Consider the following 12,416-nt stretch of genomic DNA (forward strand, 5'->3'; position numbering starts at 1 on the left):
TACCATGCTAGTTATTCCCGCGATTGATCTCAAAGACGGCCAGTGCGTGCGCTTGAAGCAGGGCCGTATGGAGGATGCCACCTCCTACGGCGATGACCCGGTCGCCATGGCCGCCCGCTGGGTCGAAGCTGGCGCGCGCCGCCTACACCTGGTCGATTTGAACGGCGCCTTCGAAGGCAAGCCGGTCAACGGAGAGGCGGTCACCGCCATCGCCCGCGCCTACCCGAATCTCCCCATTCAGATCGGCGGCGGTATCCGCAGCGCGGAAACCATCGAGCACTACCTGAGCGCCGGCGTTTCCTACGTGATCATCGGTACCAAAGCGGTGAAGGAGCCAGCATTCGTCGGCGAAATGTGCCGCGCCTTCCCCGGCAAGATCATCGTTGGCCTGGACGCAAAAGATGGCTTCGTGGCCACAGACGGCTGGGCGGAGGTCTCCACCATCAAGGCGACCGAACTTGCCAAGCGCTTCGCCAATGACGGCGTTTCGAGCATCGTCTACACCGACATCGCCCGGGATGGCATGATGCAAGGCGTCAATATCGAGGCCACCGCCGAGCTTGCCCGTGAAGGCGGCCTTCCGGTCATCGCCTCCGGCGGGGTGACCAACCTCGACGACATCCAGGCGCTTTGCGGCGTAGCGGATAGCGGTATTCTGGGCGCCATTACCGGCCGCGCCATTTATGAAGGAAGCCTGGACGTACGTGAGGCCCAGCGCCTGAGCGACGAGCTGACCGGGGGCAAGGTATGAGCCTGGCCAAGCGGATCATCCCTTGCCTGGATGTCGACGCGGGCCGCGTGGTCAAGGGCGTCAATTTCGTGGGCATTCGCGATGCCGGCGACCCGGTGGAGATCGCCAAGCGCTATAACCAGCAGGGCGCCGACGAGATCACCTTTTTGGATATCACCGCAAGCTCCGACGAGCGCGCGACCACGGTAGACATGGTGTCGCGTATCGCCGGCGAAGTATTCATTCCGCTCACGGTGGGCGGTGGTATCCGCACCTGCGACGACATTCGCACCATGCTCAACGCCGGCGCCGACAAGGTGTCGATCAACACCGCCGCGGTAACCAATCCGGATTTCGTTTTCGAGGCCGCCGAGCGCTTTGGCAGCCAGTGCATCGTGGTGGCGATCGACGCCAAGAGGGTCTCCAAGGAGGGCGAAACGCCGCGCTGGGAAATCTTCACCCATGGCGGGCGCAAACCAACCGGGCTGGACGCCGTCGAGTGGGCGAAGAAGATGGTCGAACTGGGTGCCGGCGAGCTACTGCTGACCAGCATGGACCGTGACGGCACCAAAAGCGGCTTCGATCTGGGCGTGACCCACGCCATTTCCGAGGCGGTGAGCGTACCGGTGATCGCCTCGGGCGGCGTGGGCACCCTGGAGCACCTGGTCGACGGCGTATTGAAAGGCGGTGCCGACGCGGTGCTGGCGGCCAGCATCTTTCACTTCAGCGAGTACACGATTCCCGAAGCCAAGCGCTTCATGGCTGAGCGCGGCATCGAGATGCGCCTGTAACCCAGGCCCCGTGGGTTCACCCGGCACGGCCAGGCCTGCCGGGTCATCCAGGCGCTCAAAAGCGTGCTTTAAGCGTCGTCGTCCTCATCAAGGCTTAGCCCCAGGTTGCTGATGCCGCCGTTGCGGCCAAGCACGCGTACTTCTTTTAACGCGGCCTTATCGAGGGGCGCACTCACCGCTTCCAGCACCGCGTCCTGAAAGTCGTTTTCGTCTTCCATTAGCGGGTGATCGCGAATGATCAGCGCAAGCTTCTGGGCATCCTCTTCCCCTTCGGTGAGTTCGATGAAGGCGCGTACGCCGGCCCGAGAGGTGCGGCTCACGTCCAGCACCGCCTCGCCGGCTTCCCCCTGCAGCGTATCCAGCAGCGAGGTGACGGACACCACTGCATCCAGCGCCCGGCGGGCGCCGAAACTGTCGTCCTCGGCGGGCGGTTCACACTCGGCCAGCTTCTCTGCCTGGCGGGCAAAATCGATGCTGGCGTTGGGCACCGTGAGCCGCTCCCATACCAGGCTCAACACGGTTTTAAGTGTATGGCTATCGCCGTGACCGGTGGTCTGCTCGTAAAGCGCGTAGTTGGGGATCAGCCGCTCACAAAGGGCCGCCATAAAGGCTTGCTGGGCCGTCAGCGAAAGCGTTTGCAGCTTTTGATAAAATCCAAGAGGTTTGGCCACCATGTTGATTTCCTGAGCCTTTATATTGGTGAAAACGGTATTGGTGAAAACGGTATTGGTGAAAACAGGGCGATACGCTATCGTCGCACACCCAAGCGATATTTTCGCAGTGAACGACGGCCGGCGAGGAGATTACCATGCATATTCATCTGCTACAGCACGGCCCTGACCACGGCCCCGCGCGTCTTACCGACTGGCTCGAGAGCATGGGCCACAGCTACACCGTGTTCCGCCTGTTCGAAGGCGAGCTCACCCCGCGCCACGGCGAGTGCGACGCGCTCATCGTACTCGATGGCCCGGAGACGCTGGCCAAGGATCCCCCCGCCTGGTTCAAGGCGGAAAAAAAGCTTCTCAACCGCTATCTGGACGGCCAGCGCCCGGTACTGGGTATCGGCCTGGGGGCGCTTTGGATCGCCGAGGCCCTGGACGCGGTGATCGCACCGGGTACCTACCCGGAAACCGGCTGGCACACGGTGACGCTTGCGCCAGATAGCCCGTTCGATTTGCCGGGGCGCTTCGAGGCGTTCATGTGGCACCGCTACGTGTTTAGCCTGCCCGAGGACGCTTTGCCGTTAGGTGGAAGCGAAGCCGCCCCACTTCAGGGCTTTGCCTGGGACGGCGGGCGGGTGGTCGGCCTGATGTGCCACCTCGAGGCGACTGCGCAGAGCGTGGCCGGGTTGTTCGAACACCCGCCAGCCACGCCCGGCACTCAGGCGCTCGATCGCTACCTACAAAGCGAGCAGGCCATGGTGGAGAACCCCGGGCGCTTTCACGCCCTGGCCCCGCTTTTGGACCGGGTGATGCTGCAGTGGTTAGCGCGCGCCTAGGCGCTCCACGCTCGGGCAGCTTCCAGGCAGCTATCCCAATCGCCTACGTGCAGCGGTGCCGGAGCGTTCTGGCGCCGCTCCAGGTGGTAGCGGTATAACGGGTCATAATATTCGGTCAAAAGTGGCCCAAGCCAGGCTTCGTGGGCCTGCACGTTGCCCTGGGCGTGAGCGCTAAACGCCAAGGCCTGCAGCCGTTGAAGGCGCTGCAGCCGGGCGTTGCCCAGCCGCTTGGCTAAGCGTTTGAGGCTGTTGGAGAGCTGCTCCTTCATGCGCTCCCAGCCCTGCTCGGGGCCAAAGCGCGCCGCGTAAGCCGCCTCCAGCGCTTCGATATAGTCATAACGAAGCTGCTCCAGGCGCCAGTCCAGCGGCATCTCGACGCGAATGCGCGGCGCCTTCTCGAGCGCCTGCCAAAAGGTGAGCGGAATATTGGCACTGCCGATCTGGCGTGACTCGTCTTCCATGACCAGCTTGGCGTTTTGACCCAACAGCTGCCGGGCCAGGGCGTGCTCGAAATCGATCTGAGTGGCCGGTTCATCGGGTTGGCGACCAAACGCCGAGCCCTTGTGATTGGCGCAGGCTTCCAAATCGATGCCGTTTTGCAGCTGGTTGACCAGCACCGTTTTGGCCGAGCCAGTCAGCCCCGATACGACCAGCATCGGCTGCTCGGCGGCCTGGTCGATACGCTCATAGAGCGCGCGGCGCATGGCTTTCCAGCCGCCTTGAATGCGCGGCACATCGATGCCCGCCTCCGCAAGCCACTGCTGAGCGATCTGTGAGCGCAGGCCGCCACGAAAGCAGTAAAGCACCGCCTCGGGGTGGCGCTCGAGATACCCACGCCAGGCCTCGATGCGCGCCTTTTTAACGTCGCCGCTGACCAGGCGCTCGCCCAGTGCGATCGCGGCTTGCTGGCCGTGCTCCTTGTAAGCGATGCCTACCTGGTGGCGTTCTTCGTCCACCATTAGCGGCAGGTTGACCGCGCCGGGCAGGCCGCCCTGGGCGAACTCCACCGGCGCGCGCACATCGATCAGCGGCGCGCCCTTGCCAATTAGCGCGGTCGTAGCGGGTAGGTCGGTGGTCATTTACCCAACCACTTCGATCAGCGCGTCGCCTGCGCGCGCCTTCAGTGTACCGAAGGGCTGCAGGTTCAGGCCGTGCTCGCGGCCAACGCGCTCGACATCATCCTGCCAGGCGGGGTCGACGCTGAGCAAAAGGCCACCGGAGGTCTGCGGGTCGCAAAGCCACTGCCAGTGGGCTTCGTCCATGGCGGGCAGTTGGTTACCCAGGGCGTCGCGGTTACGCAGCGTGCCACCGGGCACCGCGCCCTGGCGCCGGTAGGCTTCGGCCTCGGAAAGCCGCGGCAGGCGGCGAAAATCGACCTGGGCCATCACGTTGCTGGCGCTGCAAATCTCGCTCAGGTGGCCGGCCAGGCCGAAGCCGGTCACATCGGTCATGGCGTTGAGGCCTTTGACCCTGGCAAGTTCGATACCGATGCGGTTGGATTTCAGCATGGTTTCACGGGCAAGGCCGTGGTGGCCGTCTTCCAACAGACCGCGCTTCTCCGCCGTGGTCAAAAGCCCCACGCCCAAAGGCTTGGTCAAATAGAGCAGGTCGCCGGGTTTGGCACTGCTGTTGAGCTTGAGCTGGTCGAGCTGGACCAGGCCGTTGACCGCCAGGCCAAATATCGGCTCCGGCGCATCGATGGAGTGCCCGCCGGCCAGCGCTACACCAAGCTCGCGGCACACGCCCTGGGCGCCGGCGATAACGTCGCCGGCGATCTCCGGGGCGAGCTTGTCCACCGGCCAGCCCAGAATGCTCAGCGCCATGACCGGCGTGGCGCCCATGGCGTAAATGTCGCTAATGGCGTTGGTCGCGGCAATACGGCCGAAATCGAAGGGGTCATCGACAATCGGCATGAAAAAGTCGGTCGTCGAGACCATGCCGCGGCCGTCACCCAGGTCATACACGGCGGCGTCTTCCCGGCCCTGATTGCCGACGATCAACTGCTTGTGCCCCGCGGCCGGCCCCGCTTTGGCTAGAATGCTGTCCAGCACGTCCGGAGCGATTTTGCAGCCGCAACCGGCGCCGTGGCTATATTGGGTTAGTCGAATCGAACTCATCGTATCGCTCCTTGAAAAAAATCCATTGGTGCGTCGTTATTGGTATTGGCCCGTCGTTTTGCATTGATGACGACAGGCCGCTGTTAAAAGCGTCGTATCTGAAAGCTTCGTGTCTAAAAGCGTAGTACAGCTTAAAGCGCTTCCAGCGCATCGCTTAGTTTATCGACGGGGATGACTTCCATACCCTTGGGTGGCTGCTTCGGGGCGTTGGCCCGCGGCACGATAGCGCGCAAAAAGCCGTGCTTGGCCGCCTCGACAATGCGCTCCTGGCCGCTGGGCACCGGGCGGATCTCGCCGGAAAGCCCCACCTCGCCAAACACCACCAGCTCCTTGGCAAGCGCTCGGTTTTGCAGGCTCGACACCACCGCCAACAGCACCGCTAAATCGGCGCTGGTCTCCAGCACTTTGACACCGCCCACTACGTTCAAGAAGACGTCCTGGTCGCCGGTGAAAAGCCCACCGTGGCGGTTGAGTACGGCCAGCAGCATCGCCAGGCGGTTTTGATCCACGCCTACCGCGACGCGCCGTGGGTTGCCCAGCGCCGATTCATCCACCAACGCCTGCACCTCGACCAGAATCGGCCGCGTACCTTCCCACACCACCATGACCAGGCTACCCGGCGACTGCTCTTCCGGGCGGGAGAGGAAAATGGCACTGGGGTTTTTGACCTCTTTCATGCCCTGTTCCAGCATGGCGAAGACACCCAGCTCGTTCACCGCGCCGAAGCGGTTTTTTTGGCCGCGCAAGGTTCTAAACCGCGAGTCGGCGCCGCCTTCCAAAAGCAATGAGGCGTCGATCATGTGCTCGAGCACCTTGGGCCCGGCCAGGGTGCCATCCTTGGTGACGTGGCCGACCAGCAATAACACCGTATTGCTCTGCTTGGCAAAACGGGTCAGCGCCGCCGACGATTCGCGCACCTGGGCGACCCCGCCAGGCGCAGAGCTGATGTCTTCCAGGTGCATGGTCTGGATCGAGTCGATCACCAGTATTTCGGGCTTTTCGCGCTCGGCGACCGCTAATATCGTCTCGACGCTGGTTTCGGCCAGCATCTTGAGCCCGCTGGTCGGTAACTGTAGGCGGTGGGCGCGCATGGCGACCTGGGAGAGCGACTCCTCACCGGTCACGTACATGATACGCCGCTGCTGGGCGAGCTTGCAGGCGGTTTGCAGTAAAAGGGTCGACTTACCCGCGCCGGGGTTGCCGCCTAGCAGCACCGCGGAGCCCGGAACCAGCCCGCCGCCCAGCACGCGGTCGAACTCGCCGAAGGTCGAGCTGAGCCTGGGCACTTCGCTTAAATCGACATTGCTCAAGTCGACCACGTCCCGGGAAAGATCCCCCGCGTAGCCGCCGCGCCCTTGAGCGGGGGCGCCGCTACCGGGCCGGGCGCTTGCCAGGCGGACCTCGCTTAGCGTATTCCATTCGTTGCAACTCGAGCACTGCCCTTGCCACTTACGGTACTCGGCACCGCATTCGGTACACACAAAGGCGCTCTTTGCTTTTGCCACGCCGTTTCGCTCCTGTCTCACTGTCTACCATGGCCTAACCAACGCCTGGCAAAAACACAAAAGGCGGCTCGCGGCCGCCTTTGTCTATCGAACAATGTGCAGTTCCTGCGCGCTTACTGGCGCTGAAGCTGCAGCATCTCGCCGTTTTCAAAGCGGCGGCGTTCCGGGTCGATCAGTTCGAGGGTTTGCTCGCTAATCTTCTGGAAGTAGTAGATCTGGCCATCGCCATTGGGCGTGAGTTCGTACACGGTCGCGTTCGAATCAGAAGGCGTACCGGTCAGCACTTCCCAGTTACCGGTGTAGTTTTCGTCCGGCGGCGTTTGGGGATGATTACGATAGCTTGCCTGCAGCGCGAACGTACGCTCCTGCGCGGCACTGCTCTCTTCACCTTCCAACGTGACATCCAGATCGATGCCGTCACAGTTGCGGCAAGGCAGCGTGCCCTGATAGTTCGCCTGGGACGCGCTCATCGCCGGTGCCTGTTCACTCTGATCGGTCTGGCCAGATGCGCAGCCTGCCAACAGTGCCAACATAGCCGAACCGGCTAGCAAACTCCTGAATTGCATTGGGTGTCTCCTTATCGTGTTGGACATACATTTCTTTCGTGCGCTTGTGACAGCATAACCGCTACAAGGTGCAACGCCCAGCCCCGACACCTTGGAATCGCACAAGGGCACCGCAACGCAGCCAAGGCGCAGGACGTCGCGGCCGGTAGAACTTGCGCTGGGTCGAGCGCCGGGCCACCATGATGCTCCTTGCAAGGATAATCAGGTTACCTCTAATGAGCCAATTCTGGAGCCCCGCCGTTCGGTCACTCACCCCGTATGTGCCCGGCGAGCAGCCCGTTGAGCGCCTTATCAAGCTCAACACCAATGAAAACCCTTACCCCCCGGCGCCGGGCGTGGGGCAGGCACTGGGGAGCTACGCAACGGATCATCTGCGGTTATACCCGGACCCTACCTCCCGCGCGCTTCGCCAAACGCTTGCCGACACCATGGCCGTCGATATTACCAACACCTTTGTCGGCAACGGCTCCGATGAAGTGCTGGCCTTCGCTTTCAAGGCGTTTTTCTGCCACGGGGCGCCGCTCGATGCGCCGGCGATCACCTACAGCTTCTACCCGGTTTACGCCAACTTGTACGGTATCGAACTTCGCCAACACGCGCTCGATGCCAAGTGGGAGGTCGACCTTGACGCCCTGAGCGCAAACACCGAGCGCAGCGGCGTGATTCTGGCCAACCCCAACGCGCCGACCGGCCACGCTCACTCCCTCGATGCCATCGAGGCGCTTTTGCAGCGCGTGCCGGACCGGGTAGTGCTGATCGACGAAGCCTACGTCGATTTCGGCGCCGAGAGCGCGGTCGCGCTGACCAAGCGCTATCCGAACCTGCTGGTGACTGGCACGTTCTCCAAATCGCGCAGCCTGGCCGGGCTACGTTTGGGCTACGCCATCGGCTCAGCCGAGCTGATCGACGGCCTGCAGCGCGTCAAGGACTCGTTCAACTCCTTCCCGGTGGACAGCCTGGCAAGCCTGGTCGGTATCGAGGCGTTAAAAGACCAGGCGCATTTCGACGCCTGCCGCAACCATGTGATCGCAACCCGCGAGCGCACTCGCGGCCGTTTAGAGGCGCTCGGCTTTGAAGTGCTGCCCTCCAAGGCGAATTTCGTACTCACCCAGCACCCGGCATTCGAAGGCGCCCAGCTTTTCGCCGCCCTGCGCGAACGCGGCATTCTGGTACGCCACTTCGATACCGACACGCTCGCCAACTTCCTGCGCATCACCATCGGCACCGACGACGAAATGGACAGCCTGATGGAAGCACTGGAAAGCATCTGCCATTAAGGGCCACTTTATGCTTTTGTAGGAGCAGGCTTCAGCCAGCGATGCGGCGCACCGCGCCGCCGGGGTGGACGGCCGGCACGGTGGCGAATCCAACCCCGGGCGGCTGACGCCGCCATCGCCGAGGTGTCGGACCACCAATGAATCGGGCTCCTACAAGGGCGCGGTGACACCGAGGCCCTTGTGTGCCCCCCGTTTTTGTAGGAGCAGGCTTCAGCCCGCGATGCGGCGCAACGCGCTGCCGGGGTGGGCGGCCGGCACAGTGGCGAATTCGACCCCGGGCGGCGGACGCCGCCATCGCCCAATAAAATTGGGCTCCTACAGGGGCGCGGAGGTACCGATACCCTGTTGTGCCCCCGTTCTTGTAGGAGCAGGCTTTAGCCAGCGATGCGGCGCACCGCGCCGCTTGGGTGGGCGGCGGGCACGGTGGCGGATTCCACCCCGGGCGGCTGGGCGCCACCATCGCCGAGGTGTCGGACCACCGATGAATCGGGCTCCTGCAGGGGCGCGGTGGTACCGATACCCTGTTGTGCCCCTGTTCTTGTAGGAGCAGGCTTTAGCCAGCGATGCGGCGCACCGCGCCGCTTGGGTGGACGGCAGGCACGGTGGCAAATCCAACCCCGGGCGGCGGGCGCCGCCATCGCCCAATGAATTGGGCTCCTACAAGGGCATGGAGGCACTGATACTTTTTGCGCCCCCTGCCAGTGCCCGGACCTTTTCCTGCGCGCATAAAAAAGCCCCGAACACAAAGTGCTCGGGGCTTTTTCGAAGAGGTGCCTGACGATAACCTACTCTCGCATGGGGAGACCCCACACTACCATCGGCGCGTTGCGGTTTCACTTCCGAGTTCGGCAAGGGATCGGGTGGTTCACGCAAGCCATGGTCGTCAGGCGTAACTTTCAATGTATATCGGCTGACTGTCTTGTGATCGTCTCAATGTATCCGGTGCTCTGTCGAGCGTCGTTGTCACTACAGGACCAGACCCCTTGGGTGTTATAGGGTCAAGCCTCACGGGCCATTAGTACACGTTAGCTCAACGCCTTGCAGCGCGTCCACACCGTGCCTATCAACCAGCTGGTCTCGCTGGGCCCTTCAGGAGGCTCGAGGCCTCGGGGATGTCTCATCTTGAAGGGGGCTTCCCGCTTAGATGCTTTCAGCGGTTATCCCGTCCGCACATAGCTACCCGGCAATGCCACTGGCGTGACAACCGGAACACCAGAGGTGCGTCCACTCCGGTCCTCTCGTACTAGGAGCAGCCCTTCTCAAACATCCAACGCCCACGGCAGATAGGGACCGAACTGTCTCACGACGTTCTAAACCCAGCTCGCGTACCACTTTAAATGGCGAACAGCCATACCCTTGGGACCGACTTCAGCCCCAGGATGTGATGAGCCGACATCGAGGTGCCAAACACCGCCGTCGATGTGAACTCTTGGGCGGTATCAGCCTGTTATCCCCGGAGTACCTTTTATCCGTTGAGCGATGGCCCTTCCATACAGAACCACCGGATCACTAGAACCTGCTTTCGCACCTGCTCGACGTGTCTGTCTCGCAGTCAAGCACCCTTATGCTCTTGCACTCATTGCACGATGTCCGACCGTGCTGAGGGTACCTTCGTGCTCCTCCGTTACTCTTTGGGAGGAGACCGCCCCAGTCAAACTACCCACCACACACTGTCCTCGATCCGGATAACGGACCCGAGTGAGAACACCAATGATGCCAGGCTGGTATTTCAAGGTTGGCTCCCTCCGAACTGGCGTCCGGAGTTCAAAGCCTCCCAGCTATCCTACACAGGCAACATCAGTATCCAGTGTGAAGCTATAGTAAAGGTTCACGGGGTCTTTCCGTCTAGCCGCGGGTACACCGCATCTTCACGGCGATTTCAATTTCACTGAGTCTCGGGTGGAGACAGCGTGGCCATCATTACGCCATTCGTGCAGGTCGGAACTTACCCGACAAGGAATTTCGCTACCTTAGGACCGTTATAGTTACGGCCGCCGTTTACCGGGGCTTCGATCAAGAGCTTCGCCCAGAGGGCTAACACCATCACTTAACCTTCCGGCACCGGGCAGGCGTCACACCCTATACGTCCGCTTGCGCGTTAGCAGAGTGCTGTGTTTTTACTAAACAGTTGCAGCCACCTGGTATCTTCGACCGGTTCGGGCTGAAGGAGCAAGTCCTCTCACCCTAATCCGGCGTGCCTTCTCCCGAAGTTACGGCACCATTTTGCCTAGTTCCTTCACCCGAGTTCTCTCAAGCGCCTTGGGATTCTCACCCTGACCACCTGTGTCGGTTTGGGGTACGGTCGCATGTCATCTGAAGCTTAGAGGCTTTTCCTGGAAGCGTGGCATCAGTGACTTCCGGATCGTAATCCGTTCGTCTCGCGTCTCGGCTTTAAAGGGTCCCGGATTTACCTGAGACCCAGGCCTACTCGCTTTCACCAGGACAACCAACGCCTGGCTCACCTAGCCTTCTTCGTCCCCCCATCGCAATGACATCCGGTACGGGAATATTGACCCGTTTCCCATCGACTACGCCTTTCGGCCTCGCCTTAGGGGCCGACTCACTCTGCTCTGATTAGCATCGAACAGAAAACCTTGGTCTTCCGGCGGGGGAGTTTTTCACTCCCCTTATCGTTACTCATGTCAGCATTCGCACTCGTGATACCTCCAGCAGACCTCTCGATCCACCTTCATCGGCTTACACGACGCTCCTCTACCGCTCATCCCTAAGGATGAACCCGTAGCTTCGGTACCTGGTTTGAGCCCCGTTACATCTTCCGCGCAGGCCGACTCGACTAGTGAGCTATTACGCTTTCTTTAAAGGATGGCTGCTTCTAAGCCAACCTCCTAGCTGTCTGAGCCTTCCCACATCGTTTCCCACTTAACCAGGATTTGGGGACCTTAGCTGACGGTCCGGGTTGTTGCCCTTTTCACGACGGACGTTAGCACCCGCCGTGTGTCTCCCACGCTGCACTCACCGGTATTCGGAGTTTGCCTCGGGTTGGTAAGCCGGGATGGCCCCCTAGCCGAAACAGTGCTCTACCCCCGGTGGTGATACGTGAGGCGCTACCTAAATAGCTTTCGAGGAGAACCAGCTATCTCCGGGCTTGATTAGCCTTTCACTCCGATCCACAAGTCATCCAAATCTTTTTCAACAGATCCTGGTTCGGGCCTCCAGTTGATGTTACTCAACCTTCACCCTGCTCATGGATAGATCGCCCGGTTTCGGGTCTATATCCAGCGACTGGTCGCCCAGTTAAGACTCGCTTTCGCTACGCCTCCCCTATCGGTTAAGCTCGCCACTGAATATAAGTCGCTGACCCATTATACAAAAGGTACGCAGTCACCCAACAAGTGGGCTCCTACTGCTTGTACGCACACGGTTTCAGGATCTATTTCACTCCCCTCGCCGGGGTTCTTTTCGCCTTTCCCTCACGGTACTGGTTCACTATCGGTCAGTCAGGAGTATTTAGCCTTGGAGGATGGTCCCCCCGTCTTCAATCAGGGTTTCTCGTGCCCCGACCTACTCGATTTCACATGATCAGACTTTCGACTACGGGGCTATCACCCGCTACGGCCGGACTTCCCAATCCGTTCGTCTAGCCATTCACATGCTTAAGGGCTGGTCCCCGTTCGCTCGCCGCTACTGGGGGAATCTCGGTTGATTTCTTTTCCTCGGGGTACTTAGATGTTTCAGTTCCCCCGGTTCGCCTCGTATCCCTATGTATTCAGGATACGATACTGACCTTGTGGTCAGTGGGTTTCCCCATTCAGAGATGTCCGGGTCGCAGGTTGTTTGCCACCTCACCGAACCTTATCGCAGGCTACAACGTCTTTCATCGCCTCTGACTGCCTAGGCATCCACCGTGTGCGCTTCATTGCTTGACCCTATAACCCGAAGGAGTCTGGATCCCGCAATGACAACGATTGCCG

Annotated in this window: 9 protein-coding genes and 2 rRNA genes; 4 read left to right on the forward strand and 7 right to left on the reverse strand. The window is 61.1% G+C overall.

What is annotated here, in order from left to right:
* Nucleotides 1–4 precede the first annotated feature (4 nt).
* Together hisA and hisF are read left to right on the forward strand one after the other, a co-directional pair.
* On the forward strand, nucleotides 5–751 hold the full coding sequence (gene hisA, locus ACWHRL_RS14780) for a 1-(5-phosphoribosyl)-5-[(5-phosphoribosylamino)methylideneamino]imidazole-4-carboxamide isomerase (protein WP_447529852.1): 747 nt from the start codon (nucleotides 5–7) through the stop codon (nucleotides 749–751).
* Nucleotides 748–1,521 carry an imidazole glycerol phosphate synthase subunit HisF gene (gene hisF, locus ACWHRL_RS14785; RefSeq protein ID WP_447894272.1) on the forward strand — a complete coding sequence of 258 codons (774 nt, stop codon included), beginning with the start codon at nucleotides 748–750 and terminating at the stop codon, nucleotides 1,519–1,521. Before hisA ends, hisF begins: the two co-directional genes overlap by 4 nt.
* Before the next feature lie 68 nt (nucleotides 1,522–1,589).
* On the opposite strand, the gene ACWHRL_RS14790 is transcribed toward hisF, so the two are convergent.
* Complete coding sequence (locus ACWHRL_RS14790; protein WP_447529854.1) at nucleotides 1,590–2,195, reverse strand: YjaG family protein; 606 nt, start codon at nucleotides 2,193–2,195, stop codon at nucleotides 1,590–1,592.
* 134 nt (nucleotides 2,196–2,329) lie between these two features.
* Between ACWHRL_RS14790 and ACWHRL_RS14795 the strand changes: the two genes are divergently transcribed.
* A complete protein-coding gene (locus tag ACWHRL_RS14795; protein WP_447894273.1) occupies nucleotides 2,330–3,019 on the forward strand; it encodes a type 1 glutamine amidotransferase in 690 nt (229 codons plus the stop codon).
* Here the strand turns inward: ACWHRL_RS14795 and mnmH are convergent.
* The 4 genes from mnmH to ACWHRL_RS14815 form a co-directional block, all read right to left on the reverse strand.
* On the reverse strand, nucleotides 3,016–4,098 hold the full coding sequence (mnmH, locus tag ACWHRL_RS14800) for a tRNA 2-selenouridine(34) synthase MnmH (RefSeq protein ID WP_447894274.1): 1,083 nt from the start codon (nucleotides 4,096–4,098) through the stop codon (nucleotides 3,016–3,018). The genes ACWHRL_RS14795 and mnmH overlap by 4 nt on opposite strands.
* Complete coding sequence (selD, locus tag ACWHRL_RS14805) at nucleotides 4,099–5,136, reverse strand: selenide, water dikinase SelD (RefSeq protein ID WP_447894275.1); 1,038 nt, start codon at nucleotides 5,134–5,136, stop codon at nucleotides 4,099–4,101.
* 131 nt (nucleotides 5,137–5,267) lie between these two features.
* On the reverse strand, nucleotides 5,268–6,641 hold the full coding sequence (radA, locus tag ACWHRL_RS14810; RefSeq protein ID WP_447894276.1) for a DNA repair protein RadA: 1,374 nt from the start codon (nucleotides 6,639–6,641) through the stop codon (nucleotides 5,268–5,270).
* Between the two features lie 113 nt (nucleotides 6,642–6,754).
* On the reverse strand, nucleotides 6,755–7,207 hold the full coding sequence (locus ACWHRL_RS14815) for a copper resistance protein NlpE N-terminal domain-containing protein (protein ID WP_447529859.1): 453 nt from the start codon (nucleotides 7,205–7,207) through the stop codon (nucleotides 6,755–6,757).
* Nucleotides 7,208–7,422: 215 nt separating this feature from the next.
* Between ACWHRL_RS14815 and hisC the strand changes: the two genes are divergently transcribed.
* Nucleotides 7,423–8,484 carry a histidinol-phosphate transaminase gene (gene hisC / locus ACWHRL_RS14820; RefSeq protein WP_447894277.1) on the forward strand — a complete coding sequence of 354 codons (1,062 nt, stop codon included), beginning with the start codon at nucleotides 7,423–7,425 and terminating at the stop codon, nucleotides 8,482–8,484.
* Nucleotides 8,485–9,256: 772 nt separating this feature from the next.
* Here hisC and rrf read toward each other — a convergent pair.
* Together rrf and ACWHRL_RS14830 are read right to left on the reverse strand one after the other, a co-directional pair.
* A 5S ribosomal RNA gene (gene rrf / locus ACWHRL_RS14825) occupies nucleotides 9,257–9,372 on the reverse strand.
* Between the two features lie 106 nt (nucleotides 9,373–9,478).
* Nucleotides 9,479–12,371, reverse strand: a 23S ribosomal RNA gene (locus ACWHRL_RS14830).
* Between the last annotated feature and the right edge of the window lie 45 nt (nucleotides 12,372–12,416).

This window comes from Vreelandella sp. GE22 (genome assembly GCF_968212445.1).

What these genes read in the sequence shown, in the direction of transcription:
- hisA (WP_447529852.1), top strand. Translation starts at nt 5, where the DNA reads ATGCTAGTTATTCCCGCGATTGATCTCAAAGACGGCCAGTGCGTGCGC.
- hisF (WP_447894272.1), top strand. Translation starts at nt 748, where the DNA reads ATGAGCCTGGCCAAGCGGATCATCCCTTGCCTGGATGTCGACGCGGGC.
- ACWHRL_RS14790 (WP_447529854.1), bottom strand. Translation starts at nt 2,195, where the DNA reads ATGGTGGCCAAACCTCTTGGATTTTATCAAAAGCTGCAAACGCTTTCG.
- ACWHRL_RS14795 (WP_447894273.1), top strand. Translation starts at nt 2,330, where the DNA reads ATGCATATTCATCTGCTACAGCACGGCCCTGACCACGGCCCCGCGCGT.
- mnmH (WP_447894274.1), bottom strand. Translation starts at nt 4,098, where the DNA reads ATGACCACCGACCTACCCGCTACGACCGCGCTAATTGGCAAGGGCGCG.
- selD (WP_447894275.1), bottom strand. Translation starts at nt 5,136, where the DNA reads ATGAGTTCGATTCGACTAACCCAATATAGCCACGGCGCCGGTTGCGGC.
- ACWHRL_RS14815 (WP_447529859.1), bottom strand. Translation starts at nt 7,207, where the DNA reads ATGCAATTCAGGAGTTTGCTAGCCGGTTCGGCTATGTTGGCACTGTTG.
- hisC (WP_447894277.1), top strand. Translation starts at nt 7,423, where the DNA reads ATGAGCCAATTCTGGAGCCCCGCCGTTCGGTCACTCACCCCGTATGTG.